The sequence below is a fragment of the Pseudomonas sp. GLN_2 genome (genome assembly GCF_043106005.1).
GTDB classification, from domain to species: domain Bacteria; phylum Pseudomonadota; class Gammaproteobacteria; order Pseudomonadales; family Pseudomonadaceae; genus Aquipseudomonas; species Aquipseudomonas alloputida.
This window is the reverse complement of record NZ_JBICMC010000079.1, coordinates 97764-118180: the sequence shown is the minus strand read 5'-3', so window position 1 is coordinate 118180 and position 20417 is coordinate 97764. Positions and strand designations below refer to the sequence as shown.

General features: G+C 64.6%; 21 protein-coding genes and 1 riboswitch. Of the genes, 4 read left to right on the top strand and 17 right to left on the bottom strand.

The genetic code is table 11. From position 1 onward, the window contains the following. Nucleotide 1: 1 nt before the first annotated feature. The 14 genes from ACF8Q6_RS18665 to ACF8Q6_RS18600 form a co-directional block, all read right to left on the bottom strand. On the bottom strand, nucleotides 2–568 hold the full coding sequence (locus ACF8Q6_RS18665; protein ID WP_392491527.1) for a histidine phosphatase family protein: 567 nt from the start codon (nucleotides 566–568) through the stop codon (nucleotides 2–4). Beyond that, the gene (cobT, locus tag ACF8Q6_RS18660) at nucleotides 565–1620 is read right to left on the bottom strand and encodes a nicotinate-nucleotide--dimethylbenzimidazole phosphoribosyltransferase (protein WP_392491526.1); all 1056 of its coding nucleotides are present in this window, start codon (nucleotides 1618–1620) and stop codon (nucleotides 565–567) included. Before cobT ends, ACF8Q6_RS18665 begins: the two co-directional genes overlap by 4 nt. After that, nucleotides 1617–2138, bottom strand: a complete 522-nt coding sequence (cobU, locus tag ACF8Q6_RS18655; RefSeq protein WP_003252463.1) for a bifunctional adenosylcobinamide kinase/adenosylcobinamide-phosphate guanylyltransferase — start codon at nucleotides 2136–2138, stop codon at nucleotides 1617–1619. The genes cobT and cobU overlap by 4 nt, the downstream gene beginning before the upstream one ends. Before the next feature lies 1 nt (nucleotide 2139). Beyond that, a complete protein-coding gene (locus ACF8Q6_RS18650) occupies nucleotides 2140–3594 on the bottom strand; it encodes a cobyric acid synthase (RefSeq protein WP_392491525.1) in 1455 nt (484 codons plus the stop codon). Beyond that, nucleotides 3591–4583: a threonine-phosphate decarboxylase CobD gene (gene cobD / locus ACF8Q6_RS18645; RefSeq protein WP_392491524.1), complete on the bottom strand. Its 993-nt coding sequence runs from the start codon at nucleotides 4581–4583 to the stop codon at nucleotides 3591–3593. The genes ACF8Q6_RS18650 and cobD overlap by 4 nt, the downstream gene beginning before the upstream one ends. Next, nucleotides 4576–5484: an adenosylcobinamide-phosphate synthase CbiB gene (gene cbiB / locus ACF8Q6_RS18640; RefSeq protein ID WP_392491522.1), complete on the bottom strand. Its 909-nt coding sequence runs from the start codon at nucleotides 5482–5484 to the stop codon at nucleotides 4576–4578. Before cbiB ends, cobD begins: the two co-directional genes overlap by 8 nt. Beyond that, a complete protein-coding gene (gene bluB, locus ACF8Q6_RS18635; protein ID WP_003252453.1) occupies nucleotides 5481–6131 on the bottom strand; it encodes a 5,6-dimethylbenzimidazole synthase in 651 nt (216 codons plus the stop codon). Before bluB ends, cbiB begins: the two co-directional genes overlap by 4 nt. Beyond that, complete coding sequence (locus ACF8Q6_RS18630) at nucleotides 6128–7423, bottom strand: cobyrinate a,c-diamide synthase (protein WP_392491520.1); 1296 nt, start codon at nucleotides 7421–7423, stop codon at nucleotides 6128–6130. The genes bluB and ACF8Q6_RS18630 overlap by 4 nt, the downstream gene beginning before the upstream one ends. Continuing rightward, nucleotides 7420–8031, bottom strand: coding sequence for a cob(I)yrinic acid a,c-diamide adenosyltransferase (cobO, locus tag ACF8Q6_RS18625; protein WP_014754250.1), 612 nt, complete (start codon nucleotides 8029–8031; stop codon nucleotides 7420–7422). Before cobO ends, ACF8Q6_RS18630 begins: the two co-directional genes overlap by 4 nt. A 119-nt stretch (nucleotides 8032–8150) precedes the next feature. Continuing rightward, nucleotides 8151–8372, bottom strand: a riboswitch (cobalamin riboswitch). A 121-nt stretch (nucleotides 8373–8493) separates the two neighbouring features. Continuing rightward, nucleotides 8494–9027: a C40 family peptidase gene (locus tag ACF8Q6_RS18620; RefSeq protein ID WP_003252446.1), complete on the bottom strand. Its 534-nt coding sequence runs from the start codon at nucleotides 9025–9027 to the stop codon at nucleotides 8494–8496. A gap of 138 nt (nucleotides 9028–9165) precedes the next feature. Beyond that, the gene (locus ACF8Q6_RS18615) at nucleotides 9166–9804 is read right to left on the bottom strand and encodes a C40 family peptidase (RefSeq protein ID WP_003252444.1); all 639 of its coding nucleotides are present in this window, start codon (nucleotides 9802–9804) and stop codon (nucleotides 9166–9168) included. A gap of 127 nt (nucleotides 9805–9931) precedes the next feature. After that, complete coding sequence (gene hda / locus ACF8Q6_RS18610; protein WP_003252443.1) at nucleotides 9932–10639, bottom strand: DnaA regulatory inactivator Hda; 708 nt, start codon at nucleotides 10637–10639, stop codon at nucleotides 9932–9934. Nucleotides 10640–10878: 239 nt separating this feature from the next. Next, nucleotides 10879–11952: an AI-2E family transporter gene (locus ACF8Q6_RS18605; RefSeq protein ID WP_020192009.1), complete on the bottom strand. Its 1074-nt coding sequence runs from the start codon at nucleotides 11950–11952 to the stop codon at nucleotides 10879–10881. A 12-nt stretch (nucleotides 11953–11964) separates the two neighbouring features. Further along, nucleotides 11965–13047 (bottom strand): DUF2066 domain-containing protein, encoded by a 1083-nt coding sequence (locus ACF8Q6_RS18600; protein WP_392491517.1) that lies wholly within the window; start codon nucleotides 13045–13047, stop codon nucleotides 11965–11967. Nucleotides 13048–13367: 320 nt separating this feature from the next. On the opposite strand from ACF8Q6_RS18600, the gene purM reads away from it, so the two are divergent. The 4 genes from purM to ACF8Q6_RS18580 all read left to right on the top strand — a co-directional run bounded on the left by purM (nucleotide 13368) and on the right by ACF8Q6_RS18580 (nucleotide 16181). After that, a complete protein-coding gene (gene purM, locus ACF8Q6_RS18595) occupies nucleotides 13368–14426 on the top strand; it encodes a phosphoribosylformylglycinamidine cyclo-ligase (RefSeq protein WP_003252437.1) in 1059 nt (352 codons plus the stop codon). Beyond that, nucleotides 14426–15079, top strand: coding sequence for a phosphoribosylglycinamide formyltransferase (gene purN, locus ACF8Q6_RS18590; RefSeq protein ID WP_392491075.1), 654 nt, complete (start codon nucleotides 14426–14428; stop codon nucleotides 15077–15079). Before purM ends, purN begins: the two co-directional genes overlap by 1 nt. An 8-nt stretch (nucleotides 15080–15087) precedes the next feature. Continuing rightward, complete coding sequence (locus ACF8Q6_RS18585; protein WP_014754254.1) at nucleotides 15088–15798, top strand: DUF3108 domain-containing protein; 711 nt, start codon at nucleotides 15088–15090, stop codon at nucleotides 15796–15798. A 200-nt stretch (nucleotides 15799–15998) separates the two neighbouring features. After that, complete coding sequence (locus tag ACF8Q6_RS18580) at nucleotides 15999–16181, top strand: hypothetical protein (protein WP_012053456.1); 183 nt, start codon at nucleotides 15999–16001, stop codon at nucleotides 16179–16181. Between the two features lie 99 nt (nucleotides 16182–16280). Here the strand turns inward: ACF8Q6_RS18580 and ACF8Q6_RS18575 are convergent, their stop codons facing one another. From ACF8Q6_RS18575 to ACF8Q6_RS18565, 3 genes are read right to left on the bottom strand one after another with little or no spacing between them, the layout of a single operon-like run. Beyond that, nucleotides 16281–18539 (bottom strand): GMC oxidoreductase, encoded by a 2259-nt coding sequence (locus tag ACF8Q6_RS18575; protein WP_392491076.1) that lies wholly within the window; start codon nucleotides 18537–18539, stop codon nucleotides 16281–16283. Continuing rightward, a complete protein-coding gene (locus ACF8Q6_RS18570; protein WP_003252427.1) occupies nucleotides 18536–19027 on the bottom strand; it encodes a hypothetical protein in 492 nt (163 codons plus the stop codon). The genes ACF8Q6_RS18575 and ACF8Q6_RS18570 overlap by 4 nt, the downstream gene beginning before the upstream one ends. Before the next feature lie 4 nt (nucleotides 19028–19031). Continuing rightward, a complete protein-coding gene (locus tag ACF8Q6_RS18565; protein ID WP_392491077.1) occupies nucleotides 19032–20372 on the bottom strand; it encodes a cytochrome C in 1341 nt (446 codons plus the stop codon). Between the last annotated feature and the right edge of the window lie 45 nt (nucleotides 20373–20417).

Sequence of the window (20417 nt, the reverse complement as noted above, 5' to 3'; positions counted from 1 at the left end):
CTCAGGGCACCTCGACCAGTTGCCCATCGCCACCCGGCACCAGCCGCATCAACGCGCCATGGCCAACCTCGACCTGCAGCAACTGCTCCCTGGGCAAGCCACGGGCACGGGCCAGTAACAGCCGCATCACGCCACCATGGGTCACCAGCAGCACACGCTTGCCGGCATGCTGAAGGCGCAAACGCTCGACAGCCGCCAGCACCCGTTCGGCAAACGCCTCGACCGGCTCGCCATTGGGCGGTGTGAAGGCGTAAGGGTCGGCCCAGAAACGGCCCAGTGCATCGGCCTGGTGCTCCATGATCTGCGCGGCACTTTGGCCCTCCCAATCACCGAAGTGCAGTTCCTGCAGGGCGGGCTCACGCTGCACTGGCAGGTTCAACTGCGCACCCAGCTCATCGGCGAAACGCCCACAGCGTTGCAGCGGCGAGCTGACCAGCACCTGCCATGGGCCGGCGTCGGCCACGGCGCCGCGCATCTGCGCCCAGCCCTTGTCGGTCAAGGCATCATCAAGGCTGCCACGCAGGCCGCCCTGTTCCGTTTCACCATGGCGCAGCAAGTCGAGGATCATGCCGGGCGGTCCGCCACCGCGGCCTCGGCAAAGGTCGCCATCTGCCCATGCAGCGTACAGGCCAGGCGCAACAGCGGCACCGCCAGGGCAGCGCCACTGCCCTCACCCAGGCGCAAGCCCAAGGCCAGCAGGGGTTCGGCCTGCAGTGCAGCAAGCAAGGCCTTGTGCCCGGGCTCAGCGCCCTGATGAGCGAACAACAGCCAGGCCCGACACTGCGGGTTGAGGCGCACTGCCACGAGCGCAGCGACACTGCAGATAAAGCCATCCACCAGCACCGCGACACCCGCCTGCGCACAACCTATGTAGGCACCGACCAACGCCGCGATCTCGAAACCGCCAACACAGCCCAGTACCTGCAACGGGTCTTCAGCACGCAGGCCATGCAGGCGCAGCGCCCTTTCGATGACTTCAGCCTTGTGCTGTACCCCGGCGTTGTCCAGACCGGTGCCAGGGCCGCTCAGCTCCGACGCCGGACACCCCAGCAGAACACTGGCCAAGGCTGCGGCGGCTGTGGTGTTACCAATGCCCATCTCGCCACCGATGAACAGCTGTGCGCCCTGTTCGGCGCCGCGCTGGGCACTGTCGCGACCGGCCTGCAAGGCCGCTTGCAGCTGGTTTTCGGTCATCGCGGGTTGACGGGCAAAGTTGGCAGTACCGGTGCCCAGGCGCAGATGGCGCACGCCGGGCAGTTCCAGCTGCGCGTCAATGGTGCCCAGGTCGACCACGTCCAGGCTGGCCTGCAGCTGCCGCGCCAGCACACTGATCGCCGCGCCCCCGCCGACGAAGTTGCGTAGCATCTGCCCGGTTACCGCCTGCGGATAGGCCGAAATGCCCTCTTCGACCACGCCGTGGTCGCCGGCAAAAATGGTGATGGCGACCTGATCGAGCGTGGGTCGTTCAAGCCCCTGAAGGCCAGCCAGCTGAATCGCCAGCGCTTCAAGTTGGCCGAGCGAGCCAGCAGGTTTGGTCAGTTGCTGCTGACGGGCGCGGGCCTGGTCCATGGCGGCGTTGTCGAGGGGTTGGCAGGCGTCACGCCACCAGGCTTGGGTCATAGTGCAGGTCCTTTGAGGATTAAGGGCAGGCCGGCCACGGTCAGCACGACACGCTGACAGCGTTCGGCCACCGCCTGGTGCAGCCAGCCGGCCAGGTCGACATAGCGCCGGGTCAGCTCGCCCATGGGCACGACGCCCAGGCCGGTTTCGTTACTGACCAGGATAAGGGTGCCAGGTAACTGTTCCAGGCACGCCAGCAGGGCATCACGCTCCTCGGCCAGGCGCTGGTCATCTTCCAGCATCAACAAGTTGGTCAGCCACAGGGTCAGGCAATCCACCAGCAGGCAGCGCCCTTCGGCCGCTTCGGCGCGCAGTACCGCGGCCAGGGCCAAGGGCTCTTCGATCAACCCCCAGTCATCCGGCCGGCGCTGACGATGCAGCAACACGCGTTCGTTCATTTCGCCATCCAGCGGCTGGCTGGTGGCGATGTAGGTCACCGGCAAGCCGCTGGCACTGGCCAACTGTTCGGCCAGGCGGCTTTTGCCAGACCGGGCGCCACCGAGAATCAGGTTACGCATGTCAGGCTACCCCACACAGTTGGCGCAACTGCGCGGTGTCCAGGTGCTTCTCCACCAGATCGGCCAGGCGCTCGATGTCGTGTTCGCGCAACGCTTCGTAGTCGATAGCCTGCACATCCTCCAGCCCGGCCCAGCGCAATAGCGCGGCACACGACTGGCTGCCTTCGAACAGGCCATGCAGGTAGGTGGCGAGGATCTGGCCATCGGCACTGACAGCGCCATCATGGCGGCCATCAGCCAGTTGGACCGCGGGTTGCGCCAGCGCAGGCCCCGTCGTAACGCCAGCATGAATTTCATAACCGGTTACCGTTGCCGCTTCAAGGCTCAGCGTGCCGGCCACATTGCGCAGTTGCTTCTCGGCTTCGAGCACCGTGGCATAGTCGAGCAGGCCGAGCCCCTGGCTCGAGCCTGCGGCCCCCTCCAGCCCCAGCGGGTCATGCACTTCCCGCCCCAGCATCTGCAGGCCACCGCAAATACCGATCAGCTTGCCGCCATAGCGCAGGTGCCGCTCGATGGCCTTGTCCCAACCGCGCTCGCGCAGTTGTGCCAGGTCGCCCCGCACGCTCTTGGAGCCCGGCAAGATGATGAGGTCGGCAGCCGGAATCGGCTGGCCTGGCCCAATGAACTGCAAGTCCACCTGCGGGTGCAGGCGCAGCGGGTCGAAATCGGTGTGGTTACTGATACGCGGCAGCACTGGCACGATCACCTTGAGCACACGCGCGTGCTTGGCGCCTTGACGCACATCGATACCGTCTTCGGCTTCCAGGTGCAGGTCGGTAACGTAAGGCAGGACGCCCAGTACCGGTTTGCCGGTGCGTTGTTCCAGCCAGTCCAGCCCTGGCTGCAGCAGGGCGATATCGCCACGGAAGCGGTTGATGACAAAACCTTTGACTCGCGCCTGTTCAGTGGTCGACAGCAATTCCAGCGTGCCCACCAGATGGGCGAACACACCACCGCGGTTGATGTCGGCCACCAGGATCACCGGGCAGTCCACCGCTTCGGCAAAGCCCATGTTGGCGATATCGCCGGCACGCAGATTGATCTCTGCCGGCGACCCCGCACCCTCGACCATGACCACCGGGTACGCGGCACTCAGGCGTTGATGAGACGCCAGCACCGCTCGCATGGCCGTGGTTTTATAGTCGTGGTAGGCCACTGCATTCATGCTGGTGACCGCCCGACCGTGGATGATGATTTGGGCGCCGGTGTCGCTGTTGGGCTTGAGCAGCACCGGGTTCATGTCGGTGTGCGGTTGTAGCCGGCAGGCCTGGGCCTGCACCGCCTGGGCACGGCCGATTTCCCCGCCATCAGCCGTCACCGCGCTGTTCAGCGCCATGTTCTGTGGCTTGAAGGGCACCACAGCGACGCCCTGGCGCAACAGCCAGCGGCACAACGCGGTCACCAGTGTGCTCTTGCCTGCGTCGGAGGTGGTGCCTTGCACCATGAGGGTGGTCATGCCGTTTCCTTCTGATAAGCCGCCAGGGCCTGGGCCAGGCGCTGTTCGTCCGCCGTGCAGGCAGGCAACCCCAGGCGCACGGCTGCCGGCTGTTCGAACAGCCGTACCAGGATGCCGCGCCGGGCGAGAAATTCATGCAGGCGTGCAGCGTGCTCGCTACGCACGTACTGGAACAGGTCGCAGCCACCACTAGGCGCCAGGCCGGCACTGCGCAACACGTGCGCCAGCCGCTGGCCGGCAGCCGCACAGCGTTCGGCCTGCGCGCGCTGGGCAGTTTGATCGGTCAGGCTGGCCTGGGCCAGCACCCGAGTCGGGCCGTTGACGGTCCAGGGGCCGAGCAGCTCGGCCAGGCGCAGCAGCAAGCTGTGTTCGGCGGCAACGAAGCCCAGGCGCACGCCGGCCAAGCCGAAGAACTTGCCAAACGAGCGCAGCACGATCAGCCCCGGGCGTTCGGCGCAGTCCACCACGCTGTCCGCCGGGGTGTTGTCCATGAATGCTTCGTCGACCAGCAGCCAGCCACCGCGGGCCGCCAGGCGAGCATGCCAAGCCAGCAGGCGTTCGCGCGACACCCGTTGGCCGGTTGGGTTGTTGGGGTTCACCAGCACCAGCACATCGAGCCCGTCGAGCGAAGCCTCAACTTGCGCCTCATCCAGCGCCAGCAGTTGGTGCCCCGCCCGTTGCCAGGCATAAGGGTGTTCGGCATAGCACGGCGTCAGCACGCCTACCCGGGCGGTTGTGCGCAGCAGCGGCAAGGCCTGGATAGCGGCCTGGGAGCCGGCTACCGGCAGCAACTGGCGGGCGCCGTAATACGCGCGCGCGGCGTCCTCCAGGCCGTCCTCGGTTTCCGGCAGGCGGGCCCAGGCGTCGACGGGAATCGGCGGGACAGGAAATGGCCAGGGCGCAATGCCGCTGGACAGGTCGAGCCACTGCTCACGGGCAATACCGTATTGCTGCACCGCGCGTAACAGGCGGCCACCATGTTCAAGCATTGATATAGGCCCCCAGGCAAATCATCAGCAGCCACAGCCACACGCCGCGCTGCACCAGCTGCCAGCCGCGCTCGATGGCATCGGCATCGGCCACTGGCCCCTCGCCCAGACGCGGCCGCTCATGCAGTTCGCCGTGGTACACCGCCGGGCCACCAAGCTCGACGCCCAGCGCGCCGGCGCCGGCAGCCATCACCGGCCCGGCGTTGGGGCTGTCCCACAGCGGGCCCTGTTTGCGCCAGCAGGCCAGGGCCAGACGGGTCTTGCCCAACAGGGCATAAGTCAGGGCCACCAGCCTTGCAGGTATATAGTTGAGCACATCGTCGATGCGCGCCGCGCACCAGCCAAAGCGCTCGAAACGTTCGTTACGGTAGCCCCACATGGCATCCAGCGTGTTGCTCAGGCGGTACAGCACCACCCCGGGCGCACCGGCCACCACAAACCAGAACAACGCAGCGAACACTGCGTCGCTGCCGTTCTCCAGCACCGACTCGGTCGCCGCTCGCGCCACCGCGGGCTCGTCCAGCTCGCGCGTTTCGCGGCTGACCAGGTAGCCAACCCGCCGCCGCGCCTCCGCCAGGTCGCCCTGGCGCAGGGCGTTGGCCACCGGCAACACATGCTCGCCCAGGCTGCGCAGCCCCACGGCGCAGTAAAGCGCCAGCACATCAACCAGCCAGCCGATATACGGCAGCCACGAAAGGAGCAGCGCCACCAGGGTCAGCGGCACCACCGCCAGAAACCACGCGCTCACGCCATGGCTGCGCCAGCCGCGCCCACCCGCATTCAGGCGGCGCTCCAGGTTGCCGGCCATGTTGCCGAACGCCACCAAGGGGTGGCGGCGCTGTGGTTCGCCCAGCAAAGCATCCAGGGCCACCCCGGCCACGGTCAGCAAGGCCACGCTCATTGACGCTCTCCCCATTGGTTTTCGTAAAGCATTTCACTCAGGGGCCGCTCTTCGGCCCAGCTTTCCTGCACCAACATCGGCACCGGATAGAACGCGGCGACCGGCCCAAGGCACAGTACCGCCACCGGCTTGGCCCCGGCGGGCATGCCCAGCAGCGCGGCCAACGCCTGCGGGTCGAACAGCGACACCCAGCCCATGCCCAGCCCTTCGCCACGCGCGGCCAGCCACAGGTTCTGGATGGCACAGGCCAGCGAGGCCAGGTCCATCTCCGGCAGGGTGCGGCGGCCGAAGATGTGTGGCTCGCGGTTGTCCATCAAGGCCGCTACCAGCAGCTCGGCACAATCGTTTATGCCCTCCACCTTCAATTTCATGAAGGCATCGGATCGCTCGCCCAACGCCTCGGCCGTGCGTACCCGCTCCGCCTCCACCAAGGCCTGGATGCGCCCGCGCAGGTCACGCTGGGTGATGCGGATAAAGCGCCACGGCTGCATAAGCCCGACACTGGGCGCCTGATGCGCGGCCGCCAGCAAGCGGCCAAGCAGTTCGGGCGCCACCTGGCCACCCGCAAAATGGCGCATGTCGCGGCGCTCGCCGATGGCCCGGTAAATGGCGGCGCGCTCGGCGTCGCTATAGGCGTGATCATTCATGGTCGCAACAGCGCCGCCGCCGCATCCGGGCAGGAAGGGAAATAGAAGTGCACGTAAGAGGCCGTCAGCCGGCCCAGACGATAAACCGCCTCGTTGCCACGCCCGCCGTTGGGGCTCAGGCCCCGGGCAATCGGTTCCAGCGCAGTGCTGGTCAGCGAATGGTGATAGGTGTGACCGCGCAAGGTCCCCTCCGGCAGTTCCACCGCCTGCAGCGCCAGGGCGGCCAGGCGCTTCTGCATGGTCGCCTCACCCGGCAGCAGGCCGAGCAGTTCGGCACGTTCACCGGCCACGTCAGTCAGGGCATCAAGCAGGTACAGCATGCCGCCGCACTCGGCTAGCAATGGCTTGCCCTGCGCGTGGTGGGCGCGGATCGCCTCGCACATCGGTGCGTTGGCGGCCAGCGCATGGTGATGCAGCTCAGGATAACCACCCGGCAGATACAGGCTGTCTACCGCCGGCAGTTCGTGGTCGTGCAGCGGCGAGAAGAACACCAGCTGGGCACCCAGGTTGCGCAACAGGTCGAGGTTAGCGCCATAGATGAAGGCGAACGCCTCGTCCCGCGCAACGCCTATGCGCACACCGGCCAGCGAGGCAACGCAGGCTTCCGGTTCCGGCTCGGCAAAGCTGACTGGCGGCGGCAACGCCGCATCGCAACTGGCGCCCAGCGCTTCGGCGGCAGCGTCCAGGCGGGTGTCCAGGTCATTCAGCTCGCTGGCCTGCACCAGGCCGAGGTGGCGGCTGGGCAGCTCGATGCCGCGTTCGCGGGACAAGCCGCCATACCAGCGCAAGCCTTCGGTCAGGCTGCCTTCGAGCAGTTGCGCATGACGCAGGCTGCCTACCCGATTGGCCAGCACGCCGGCGAACGGCAGATCGGCCTGGTACCGCGCCAGGCCCAGGGCCAGGGCACCGAAGGTCTGGGCCATGGCTGTGCCATCGATCACCGCCAGCACCGGCACGCCAAAGTGGCGCGCCAGGTCGGCGCTTGACGGGGTGCCGTCGAACAGCCCCATCACCCCTTCGATGAGGATCAGGTCAGCCTCGCCAGCAGCTTCCCACAGCAGACGACGGCTTTCTTCGGCACCGATCATCCACAGGTCCAGCTGATACACCGGCGCGCCACTGGCCCGTTCGAGAATCATCGGGTCAAGAAAGTCGGGCCCGCATTTGAACACCCGCACCTTGCGCCCGAGGTTGCGGTGCAGGCGGGCCAGCGCAGCAGTGACGGTAGTCTTGCCCTGGCCTGAGGCGGGTGCCGCGATCAACACGGCGGGGCAGTGGCGCGATCGACTCACAGTTCGACGCCCTTCTGTGCGCGGATACCGGCCTGGAAGGCGTGCTTGAGCATGCCCATTTCGGTCACGGTGTCGGCCAGTTCGATCATCTCAGGCTTCGCAGCGCGGCCAGTGACAATCACATGCTGCATGGGCGGGCGGGCCTGAATGTCGGACAGTACCTGGTCCAGGTCGAGGTAGCCATGTTTGAGGGCGATGTTGAGCTCGTCCAGCACCACGAACTGTACACCTGGGTCCTGCAGCAACTGGCGCGATACCGCCCAAGCGGCTTGCGCAGCGGCGATGTCACGCTGGCGGTCCTGGGTTTCCCAGGTAAAGCCCTCGCCCATAACGTGGTAGCGCACCTGTTCAGGGAAGCGACGGAAGAACAGCTCCTCGCCGGTGCTGTTGCGGCCCTTGATGAACTGCACCACACCGCATTGCATGCCGTGGCCCAAGGCGCGCGCGAGCATGCCGAAGGCCGAACTGCTCTTGCCCTTCCCATTGCCGGTCAGCACCAGCAGCAGGCCGCATTCGTTAGGGGAATTGGCGATGCGTTCGTCGATGACCGCCTTCTTGCGCTGCATGCGCGCCAGGTGGCGTTCGTCGCGTTCGGTGGATTCGCTCATCAGGGTTCTCCGCTGGCTGGCACCACGGCAATGCGCGGCGACAGGTAATAGGCAGGCAAACGGAGAACGCGCAGAGGCCATGGCTGGGCGCCACGGTGCACCGCGCATCACCCTCCGTGATGCCGTTGGCAGTATCAGGCCGGTCTCCGGGCTTGTGAGTGGGCCTTGGCCCTGGCCTGCGCGCCTTCCCGGATGCTGGCATCCAGTGGCCCTGCGCGGCCTTTTACTCATCCACCGTTGCGGGGGCAGCGCCGGAATCGCGCCATGCTGGCGCCCACCGGCTTCCCAGTTTCACCCTGCCCAGTCGGGGCTGGCAGGGCACCTGAAACACGCGGCGAAGGTTAGAGGGTTGCACCGGGAGCGTCAATCGAAGCGGGTGGTCCGGCGGGTGAGCGAAACACCTTGAACCCAGGCAGCCGGTACCGGCCCCGAGCTCGAGGGGCCGCTAAACAGGCATGAATATCAAGGGTTCTGTGCCAGATGCCCTTGCGGAATCACCCGCTTGGCCTGCAGGTAGGCCTTGGCCCAGTAGCTGTTCGACAGGTAGTCCAGGCGCACGGTGCCACCGGTGGAAGGTGCATGCACGAAGCGCCCGTCCCCGACATAGATGCCGGCATGGCTGACCTGCGAGCCCCCACTGGTGGCGAAGAACACCAGGTCACCAGACTGCAGCGAACTGACATCCACCGTCGGTGCGCGCATGACAATCATCTCGCGCGTCGAGCGCGGCAGGCTGATGCCAGCAGCATCACGGTACACATACTTGATCAGGCCGCTGCAGTCGAAGCCGGAGTCCGGCGTATTGCCGCCCCAACGATAGGGCGTGCCAACCAGACCAATGGCGCGGATCAGCACGTCATCGGCAATCGGTGAAGGACTGGGCTGGCTATAGGTCACCTGCGGCTGTACCACAGGGGCCGGCGCAGGCGCACGGCTGGAACATGCAGCCAGCAAGGCTGCCAAGGAGAAAAATGCGAAGCGCGCCATCTTTACCATGGCCAGAACATCCTGTCTGAGACCGCTGCGCTGCAGCCGAAAAGAGTTGAGAATTTAGATTAGACGCTTTCTGTAAATGCGCACGGCGGTGAGCTTTTTTTAAGCATCACCGCCGCGGCAGGGTACATCATTTTGATATCAGTTGCGCGCGATGTTGGTCGGCGCCATGGCCAAGGCTCGCTTGGCTTCAATGAAGGTCTTGCTCCAGTAACGATCACCGAGGCTGTCGATGCGCACACCACCACTGCGGCGGCTGCTGGAGTGGATGAACTGGTTGTCACCCAGGTAGATCCCGGCATGGCTTACCCGACCACGGCCATTGGTGCTGAAGAACAGCAGGTCACCTGGCTTGAGCTTATTGCGGGCCACTTTCGGGGCATCGACGTTGATCATTTCACGCGTGGAGCGCGGCAGCGTCATGCCCGCCTCTTCGCGGAACAGGTAACCGATGAAGCCACTGCAGTCGAAGCCGGACTTTTCCGAGGTACCACCGAAGCGGTAGCGGGTGCCGATCAACGACATGCCGCGCTCGAGAATGCTGTCAGCCAGAACCGGCAATTGGTAAGGCTTGCTGCCGGAGAAAGACGCCAGGTCATCTTCGGTGGCCAGCTCTTCCGGCTCGCCGAACACCGACGAAGAAGAGGCTTTGGCGTTGATTGCCGATTGTGCAGTGATCGGCGTGTGATCCTGAGGCTGAGATACCGGGCCTTGGGCCGCGCAGCCAAAAAGCAGGGTCACGAGTGCGAGTGGCACGAGGGGTGCGAAGCGCTTCAGCATGGGCACGACCGTGTCTGTAATCCTTTAGAAGGGTGAAACTATGCCCTCTATCATGGCCATTTGCAAATTTTATCGAAAAAGATGTGACTTTTTTGTTTTACCGCTCTGGCCCAGGGTTTTCAGGGGGTTACCAGCCGAGGGTTTCCTTGAGAAACGGAATGGTGAGCTTGCGTTGTGCCTGCAGCGACGCCTGATCGAGGCGCTCGAGCAAGTCGAACAACGCGCTCATGCTCCGCGCGCCGCGGGTGAGGATGAAATGGCCGACTTCGTCGGTCAGGTGCAGGCCACGGCGCGAAGCTCGCAGCTGCAAGGCGCGCAGCTTGTCTTCGTCGGACAGGCCGCGCATCTGGAACACCAGGGCCAGGGTCAACCGCGACTTCAGGTCCGGCAGCTTGATCGGCAGCTCACGCGGTGATGCCGAGGCTGCCAGCAGCAAGCGTCGGCCGCTATCGCGCAAACGGTTGAACAGGTGGAACATGGCCTCTTCCCAATCAGCCTTGCCGGCGATCACGTGCAGATCGTCGATGCACACCAGTTCGTACTGGGCCAGGTAGTCGAGCAGTTCGACGCCACGATCGAGCAATTGCGCCAGCGGCAGGTAGACAGCAGGCTCGCCACGTTGCTGGAAGCGATGGGTGGCGGCCTGCAGCAGGTGGGAACGGCCAACACCCTGCTTGCCCCACAGGTAGATAAGGCTCTCGGTCCAGCCGGCGTCGGCTTCGCATAGCCGCTCGACGTAACCCAATGCCGCAGCATTGGCGCCCGGATAGTAGTTGATGAAGGTGGCGTCATCGCGCAGGCGCACACCCAGGGGCAACTGGATCGGTGGTTTCATGCTCGCGGGCGGTCGACGGGACCGCTGGGGGCCTTTGGTGAACAATCTGCAAAGTCTATACCCGCAACGCGGGGCGCACAATCTCGACTGCAGATAGGGCAAGCAAAATCAACAAGTTGCGCTGCACAAGCGAACGACGGATGCAGGACAAACCGTGCTCAGCGCCCGCGAGATCGGGCGCCGCGAGGCGGCGCTCAATTTCGCGGGCGCGAAACAGCTCAAGACGAAACACGGGGTGTTCAAAGCTCCGGGTCGATGTTCCCGGCGTACATATCCGATTCCTTGTACAGGGCATGCACATGCCGCAGCAGCACCATGATCACCGCCGCCACCGGCAGCGCCAGCAGCACACCGGTGAAGCCGAACAGTTCACCCCCGGCGAGGATGGCAAAGATCACCGCAACCGGGTGCAGGCCGATGCGATCGCCCACCAGCAGGGGGGTCAGCACCATACCCTCCAACGCCTGCCCAACCATGAACACCGCAACGATGCCCAGCATCGGATACAGGTCGCCACCGAACTGGAACAGGCCAGCTACCAGCGCGGCACCAATGCCAATGATGAAGCCCATGTACGGCACGATGGCCGCAAGGCCTGCAAGCATGCCGATCAGCAGACCGAGTTCAAGCCCCACCAGCATCAGGCCGGCTGAATAGATGACGCCCAGGGCCAGCATCACCATCAGTTGCCCGCGCACGAATGCCCCCAGCACTTCATGGCATTCACCTGCCAGGCCCATCACTTGCGGCTCACGCTGGCGCGGCAGCAGGCCGCGCAGCTTGCCCATCATCAAGTCCCAATCGCGCAGCAGATAGAAGCCCACTACCGGAATCAGCACCATGTTGGCCAGCCAGGCCACCAACGCCAGGCTTGAGGCGGTGGCCTGGGACAGCAGCATGCCGACGATATCGGTGGTCTGCCCCATGTGCGCGCCGATGGCGGCCTTGATCTTGTCGAACTTCCAGAAACCATCGGCCAGGCCAAGGCGGCCCTGTACCCACGGCAGCGCGACATGCTCAAGCCAGTCGAGCATCTGCGGCGCCAGCTCGTACAGGCGCACCAACTGCTTGGCCAGCATCGGCACAAGCACCAGCAACAACGCCAACAGCAACAGGGTGAACAGGCCGAACACCACCACCACACCCCAGGTACGCGAAAGCCCCAGGCGCTCGAGACGATCGACCAGCGGGTCGGCCAGGTAGGCCAGCATGATGCCGACCAGGAACGGCGTAAGAATATTGTGCAGGCTATAAAGCAGCACAGCGATCAGCAGTGCAGCGCCCAGCCAGATCCAGCGACGCATGTCAGTCACGGTAAGCGCCCCTTACCAGCGAAAACGCAAGCCGTCGAACGGCTTGGGTGCTGGCTGCGCAGGCGCGGGCTGCGCGGCTGCGGCATCCACTGCCGGTGCTGGCGTGGCCGGTGCTGGCGTGGCCGGTGCTGGCGGTGCCTGCTCGACCGGCACTTCCTGCAGCTTGGCCAGGCCAAGCTGGGCACGCAGCTGTTCACGATTGCCCGTAACCCCGTAGGTCAGGGTAGTGCCTTCAGCCGCCTGCAAGCGTGGGCCATAGGGCTCCAGCACGCGGGCCAGTTCGGCATAGCGCTGCAGGTTCATGCCCTGCACTTGCACCTGCAATTGGCTGCTGGCACCCGGCCGGGTAACGTAGCGCGGCGCCAGGCGGCTGCTTACCGCCATCATCACCGCGTCAGCCAAGGCGGCCTGGTCGGCGCCCTCGGCAGTGCCCTGCTCACGCTGGTCGCCCAGCCACAGCTGCCACTTGCCCTGCCACTTGCCGTCGGCTTCCTGGGCATGTACCGCCAGCAAAGCATCGGCGCCGTAGCGCTCGGAAGCGTCGCGCAGCGGCGCCGGATCGTTGCCTTCGATCTGCTTGGCATTGGCGACCAGCTGCTCCTGCAAGTCGGCCAGCGGCAAGCGCAACGGCAGACCACGGTGCTGGGCGGCGCGGCGCAGGGGTTGGGCACTGGCCTGGCCATCACCGACCAGGTTGCTGCCCTCAACGGTGTCGTTCAACCACCACCCCAGTATCGAGGGCCGGTTACTGCCCCACAAAGCCAGGCCAGCCTTGCGCAAAGCCCGCTCGGTGCTACCGGGGTCGAACTCGACCACGACCGACTCGGGCGGGCCGGCTTCGCTGCCCACCTGGTTGATGATCTGCTGTGGGTCCTTGCGCAGCTCGGCCAATGCAGGGCTCTGCACAGCCTTTGGGTCACCGGTCAGACGCTGCACCAACGTGTCCAGGGCTTTGACTGTGGCTGCGGTACGGGCTTCGGCGCCCGGCCCGGTGACCGGCTCGCGCACCTGATAAAGGCCGGAGACATTTTCAGCCTGGGCCGTGGCCGAGATCAGGGCCAGGCAACCGGCTGCCAGAATATTGAACAAACGCATGGAGGATTCCTGTCCAGTCGAGCTTCAAGCCGTAAGCTTCAAGCTGCAAGAAAAAGCAGGCCGAGCGCCAGGCTGCATTGTCGTGCAGCCGCAAGCTCGTTGCTTGCAGCTTATACACATGCAACCGCATCAACCACCCTCGAGCTTTTTTCAACAATTACCGCCCTGCCCGTCGGCCTGAGGATGGCCGCTGCCCGGCAACCCTGATAAAATCGCGCGCCTTCACAGACCACTGACGTTTCAGACCGCCGCCGCTTATCAGCCGGCCTTGGCCGTCATGGTCGTTTTTAAGAATCCCTCCCTCCTAAAGGCCTGGATCAATGAGCAAGCAACCCTCCCTGAGCTACAAGGACGCCGGTGTAGACATCGACGCCGGCGAAGCACTGGTCGAACGCATCAAGGGCGTGGCAAAACGCACCGCACGCCCTGAAGTCATGGGTGGCCTGGGCGGCTTCGGCGCCCTCTGCGAGATCCCGGCCGGCTACAAACAGCCGGTGCTGGTCTCCGGCACCGACGGCGTCGGCACCAAGTTGCGCCTGGCGCTGAACCTGAACAAGCACGACAGCATCGGCCAGGACCTGGTCGCCATGTGCGTCAACGACCTGGTCGTCTGCGGCGCCGAGCCGCTGTTCTTCCTCGACTACTACGCCACTGGCAAGCTGAACGTTGACGTGGCCGCCACCGTGGTCACCGGCATCGGCGCCGGTTGCGAACTGGCCGGCTGCTCGCTGGTCGGTGGTGAAACCGCCGAAATGCCTGGCATGTACGAAGGCGAAGACTACGACCTGGCCGGTTTCTGCGTAGGCGTGGTGGAAAAGGCCGAAATCATCGACGGCTCCAAGGTTGCCACCGGTGATGCGCTGATCGCCCTGCCGTCCTCGGGCCCGCACTCCAACGGCTACTCGCTGATCCGCAAGATCCTCGAAGTGTCGGCTACCGATATCGAGAACACCCAGCTGGACGGCAAGCCGCTGACCGACCTGCTGATGGCGCCGACCCGCATCTACGTCAAACCGCTGCTGCAGCTGATCAAGAACACCGGCGCCGTCAAGGCCATGGCCCACATCACCGGCGGCGGCCTGCTGGACAACATCCCGCGCGTACTGCCGAAAAACGCCCAGGCCGTGGTTGACGTGGCCAGCTGGCAGCGCCCGGCAGTGTTCGACTTCCTGCAGGAAAAAGGCAACGTCGACGAGCACGAAATGCACCGCGTACTGAACTGCGGCGTGGGCATGGTCATCTGCGTGGCCCAGGACCAGGTCGAAGCCGCCCTGAACGAACTGCGCGCCGCCGGTGAGCAACCGTGGGTAATCGGCCACATCGCCGAAGCCGCCGAAGGCGCTGCCCAGGTCGAGCTGCAGAACCTCAAGGCACACTGATGCCGAGCAAGACCTGCAATGTAGTGGTACTGCTGTCGGGCTCCGGCAGCAACCTGCAAGCCCTGATCGACAGCTGCCAAGGGCAGGACAGCCCGGTGCATATCCGCGCGGTGGTTTCCAACCGCGCCGATGCCTACGGCCTGCAACGCGCCGCAGCGGCCGGCATCGACAGCGTCGTGCTCGACCACACCCAGTTCGACGGCCGTGAAGCCTTCGATGCCGCCCTGATGGCGCGCATCGACGGCTTTGCCCCGGACCTGGTGGTGCTGGCCGGTTTCATGCGCATCCTCAGTGGCGACTTCGTGCGCCACTATCAGGGCCGCCTGCTCAACATCCACCCGTCGCTGCTGCCCAAGTACAAGGGCCTGCATACGCATCGCCGGGCATTGGAAGCTGGCGACGCCGAGCATGGCTGCAGCGTACACTTCGTGACTGAGGAACTCGATGGCGGCCCACTGGTCGTACAGGCTGTGGTACCGGTGGCGTCTGATGACACCGTCGAAAGCCTGGCACAGCGGGTACACCATCAGGAACACCTGATCTACCCACTGGCGGTGCGCTGGTTCGCTGAAGGGCGCTTGCGTCTCGGCGAACACGGTGCATTACTGGACGGCCAGCCACTGGCAGCCAGCGGTCACTTGATTCGATCCTAGGAGAATTTATGCGTCGCGCCCTGCTCTTGGCTCTCGCCGTGCTCGCCCTGCCCCTCCAGGCAGCTGATCTGAAGCCCTTCTCGGCCAGCTACACCGCCGACTGGAAGCAACTGCCCATGAGCGGCACCGCCGAGCGCAGCCTGGTCAAAAATGCCAACGGTACCTGGGACCTTAACTTCAAGGCTTCCATGATGATCGCCAGCTTGACCGAGCAAAGCACCCTGCGCCTGGACAACGACACCCTGCTGCCACAGAAGTACCACTTCGAGCGTGGCGGCCTGGGCAAGGCCAAGAAGGTCGACCTGAACTTCGACTGGAGCACCAAGAAGATCACCGGCAGCGACCGTGGCGATGCCGTCAGCCTGCCACTGAACCGCGGCGTACTGGACAAGTCCTCCTACCAGTTGGCCCTGCAGCACGACGTGGCCGCAGGCAAGAAGAGCATGACCTACCAGGTGGTGGACGGCGACGAGATCGACACCTACGACTTCCGCGTACTGGGCACCGAAAAGGTCACCACCAAGACCGGCCAGGTCGATGCCGTGAAGGTCGAGCGCGTGCGCGATCCAAGCCAGAGCAAGCGCATCACCGAGCTGTGGTTCGCCAAGAACTGGGACTACCTGCTGGTGCAACTGCGCCAGGTGGAGACCGATGGCAAGGAGTACGTGATCGTGCTGCAGGATGGCACGGTCGATGGCAAGCCGGTGAAGGGCAACTGATCGCGTCCTGCCTGCAACACCTGAAGCCCCGCCCTGTGCGGGGCTTTTCTTTGCTGCGAAAAAGCCCACCCAGGCAGCATCCCTTTGAGCTTCATGAAACTTGTTTCATGCCTGTTTTACTTACTTAGTCTGCTAACAAACTCTATAAAGAAGACGTGCGACACACTGTCGCAGCCATCTTGAAGAAGTGGAGTTTACCGATGACTGTCCAAGTAACCGAACGCGACGAATCGAGAATGTCCCACGAAGGCCTGGCCGCTGGCGTGCGGATCTGGGATGTGTACCAACAAGGTCAACTGGTGGGCATGTTCCATAACGAACACGAAGCACACCAATACCGCGTAGAGCTTGAAGACCTGGAAAACCAGCGCACTACGCAATGACCCTGCCCATTGCGGCGAACCCCTGACTCACCAGGGCTGAGTAGCAACCCCACAATACTGCGGCATTGCCGGAGCATTGTGGGGTTGCCATGTCAGGGCCTACACCGCCCCGAAACGCACCTCTACCGAAAGGCTGCCCAGGTTATCGCTCAGGCCAGCCCCGTAACGCCCGTCCAGGTCGTCATTGATGCACAACTGCAGCTCACCTTGCTGGCCACGCGGCAATTGCACCTGGTTGCCGACCAGGAACGGCACACCGCTGTTGCCGATACGCCCGATCAACGCCCCTTCCGGCTGACCAGGCAAGGCATAGCCGGGCTTGGCGATCAACCTTGGGTTACCTGCCGCGCCAACCATGCCGGTGGCCGGGTTCGCCGTCCACTGCCCGCCCGTACATACCGCCAACTGCCAGCTCTGCCCATTGACCTGCATGCCCGTGCCCTGCCATGCCTGGTTGGCCTGCACCTGCACGGTGCGTTTGAGCAGGTCGCTGGCCACCACGTCGGCGGCCTGGAACGTCAACGCAGTGATGGTCAAGGTCGGGTTGGCAGTGCCGGTAGTGGGGAACACGCCGTCGCCGACCAGGAACAGGTTGGGGTGGTCCCAGCTGCGCTGGTCCTTGTCCACCACCGACCTGGTACGGTCCGAGCCCATGCGGTAGGTGCCCATCAGGTGGCCAGCACCGTAGAACGCGTAGTTCTGGCCGTCGTACTCGAACACCGTTTGCGAGCCGGGCTCGAGCTTAGGGTTCAGGTCGGTCAGCTCGGTGGCGCCCATCAGCTCGGTGATGATGTGCGTGGCGGCCAGGCGCGCCTGCTTGAAACCCTCCTTGGTGTAGTCGGACAGTTCGTAGGTGATCTGTGGCCGAGGCAGGCCCAGGCCGTCGGTGAACTCCGTGCTCCTCTCCACCCGGCACAGCGCTTTGTCGGGGTCTTTTTCCACCTGCTCGACCAAGAAGCCCAGACGGAACTGGCGGGTCAGTACGCTGTTGAGCTGCTGCACCAGCGCCTGGCCGGACAACGCCAGCTTGTTGGGGTTAGCGCCGCCGTGGTTGGTGCCGTCGATGAAATCGCAGACCGAGGTGTAGGGGTCATTCACCGACCAGTTCCAGCCCTCGTTGCCGATTTCGATACGCCAGGCGGCACGCTGGCTGCGGAACGGGCCATCGCGCATGTCCTCGATCCCCGAGGTGGACAACGGCCCACGGAACGGGAACAGCGGCTTGCCTTCGGGCATCAGGCCCCAGGCCAGGTACACCGGGTGGTCAGCCAACGCCTGGCCGACCTGGCCGCTGCTGTTGGCGACCCCTTTAGGGCTGTTCGGGCCGATGGAGTTGAGCAGCAGCTTCGGTGTTTCGATCGCATGGGCGGCGATCACGTAGCGTTTGCCCTGGGCCGTGCCGTTCTGGCGCGTACCATTGTTCTGGTACTGGATGAAATCGATGCCCGTGACCCCATTGGCATCGACCTGCACCTGGCTCGCCACGGTCTGGTAGAGGATGCGCACGTTGCCGGTATCCAGTGCCTTGGCCATGGTCACGGTGGCGTCGTACTTGGCCTGGATCGGGCAGATCGGCGTGCAGCTGGTGTTGCCAGCGCACACCCGGCGGCCGTTGTCATTCTGCGAGTTGCGCCCGGCCGGGGTCTGCCGGACGTTGAGGGTGACACCTGGGTACGGCTTGCCGTCGGGCCCCTTCTCCGGGCTCTGGTACACGGTGCCCGTGACGTGCTTGCCCAGACCCTGGTCGACCAGCGACGGCGGGATGCCATGCATGCTGTATTTGTAGCCCTGCGGGAAGGTCACGCCCAGGTAAGTCTGCGAGGCGACATCGGCGGACACGCCCATCTCTTCCTCGGCGCGGCAGTAGGCAGTCTGCAGGTCGTCGTAACTGATCGGCCAGTCGACCCCGACGTTGTACGCAGTGCGCATGCGAAAGTCGTTGGGCAACAGGCGCAGGGCCGTGCCCATCCAGTGCCACATGGTGCCGCCGCCTACCCGCTCGTAGGTGCTGGCGAACAGGTGCGGCCCCTTCTGCACCAGGTAGCTTTTCTGCGCCTTGTTCGGGTCTTGGCTACCCGCGGTGATCAGGTCCTGGATGGTCGCCCGTGGCGCGAACTGCGTGGCCGGGGTCTGCTCGCTCTGCTCAGGTGGGTACGGCGACTCGGGCGCCTTGAGCACCGCGGTGTAGAAGCGCTCCAGGTACTCGCTGCGATTGGGCGGAATGGCCGGGCCCGATTCGAGCACCAGCACTTTCAACCCGGCCAGGCCCAACTGGTAGGCCATGACACTGCCGGCCATGCCGGCGCCCACCACGATCACATCGGCAGTTTCGATGTTCTGGGTTTGTACATTGCTCATGGCTGCTGCCCTTCCTTGGCGTCGACACCGGTGAATTGCTTGAGGGTCGGTGGCTGCTCCCCCCAATATCCGAAGTGGAACTGGCTGTAGCCCATGGGGTGAGATTGGGCGATCTTCCACGCCCAGCTTTCCTTGTAGGCCTGGTCGGAGACTACCCGCGTGTCACCCGTGCGGGCGTTGCCCAGGTCGTAGGGTTGATACCAACTGCCGAGCAGCCACAGCTTCATGATCGAGCGGGCGCCCTGGGCGATTTGCGGGTTCGCGTTAGCGAGCACGGCACTGGCGATTTGCGCGGGCGGCTGGCTCTGGATGCTGGCGTACAGCTCCAGCAGGCTGCTGAACGCCTCAAGGCCCATGCCTTGCTGGGCGGTGGCGAAGAACACCGGCGGCAGGTTGATCGGGTCGACGGAAGGCGCCAGCAGCTTGGCCGACAGGCCAGTGAGTACGGCGGACAGGCCGATGAAGTTTTGCAGGTTCTGGTCGCTCATGGCATCACTCCTTGGCGCCGGTGGATTGGGCACGTTCAAGCAGGAAAGTGAAATCGGCGAAGCTGGTGCGTGGCGACTGGGTCACGCGGGTGGTCGCGTTGTTGTGGCACTCCATGCAGCTGGACGAGGCCTGCGGGGTGGTGCCCTGGTTGTAGGTCTCCAGGGTGGCGTTGGCCAGGAAGTTCGGCGCAGGCGTACCTAGCGGGTTGGTCGGCGACGGCACCTGGCAGTCATCGGCCGGGTCGGTGGGCCACTGGGTGCTGATCAGGTGGTAGTTGGCCCACACCGTGCCCTTGAGCGCGCCTTGCCACTGCGCGTTGAGCTGTTGGGTGGCGGCGGTGATGGGAATTTCACGCACGATCTGCGAGGGGATGGCCTTCTTCGACGGGTCCCACGGTGGCGCGGGCGGCTCGTTCACCGGGCGGTCGCTGGCCTGGGCGTCGTAGAACAGGTAGGGCCCTTTGCGCTCGTTCACTGGCGTGGTCTTTTCCGGCACGTTGCGCACGTGCTCGAACGTCGACCATACCCACTGCGGTGCGCCCTCGGTCTTGTGCACGATGTGCAGGCCTACCAGCCCGACCTTCTGCGCATTGCACGATTCGGGGATCACTGCCCCCTTGTTCGGGTCGGCGTTGCCGGGGGTGTAGACCAGCGCGTCGACGGCGTGGAACTCCTGCGGGTTGTCGCTGCCATCGAGCACTTTCCAGGCCGACTTGACCATGATCGCACCGACCTGCTGGGCCTTTTGCGAACCGCAGGCGAAAGCGATGCGGTTGTCGGCCTTGCTCAGGAACGCTTGCTGGCCCTCCTTGCTGTACAGGCCATTGTTGACGATGTCATCAAACATCGGCTGGTTGACCATGATGGCGTTGCGCGTGTAGGTGCCGCTTTGGTCAACCAGCGGGCCGGTCTTGAACGGCTGGATGAACTCATCGAGCACGCCGGCGACCTTGCCCATCTGTTGCAGCACCGGCAAGTCACCCTTGCCTTGGCAGGCCGCGGGCACTGGCGCCTGCTGGTCCCAGGCGACGGGCTTCTGACCCTTGGGCAGGAAGATCTCGTAGCTTTCTTTCCACGATTCCCACACCGTCTTGCCGGGCGCGCCGATCTTCGCCGAGGTGTTGGCACTGCCGTCGGCGTTGGCGGGCCAGTTCAGGGCGACGAAGGTTTGCCACGACAGCACGTCGAAATCGTGTTGCAGGTTGTCCAGGGTGAAGGGGGGATTGGCGGTGACATCGAAGGGAATCGCAGGTGACAGCACCGGCGGACTGGCCGCATCGGCCATGGCGAACGCACTGGTGAAGCTCGCACCCAGGCACGCCAACCGTTTCAGGGTTATTTTCATTGTCGTCTCCTCAGCAGATAAAGCGTCGGGACGACGAGGCGTAGT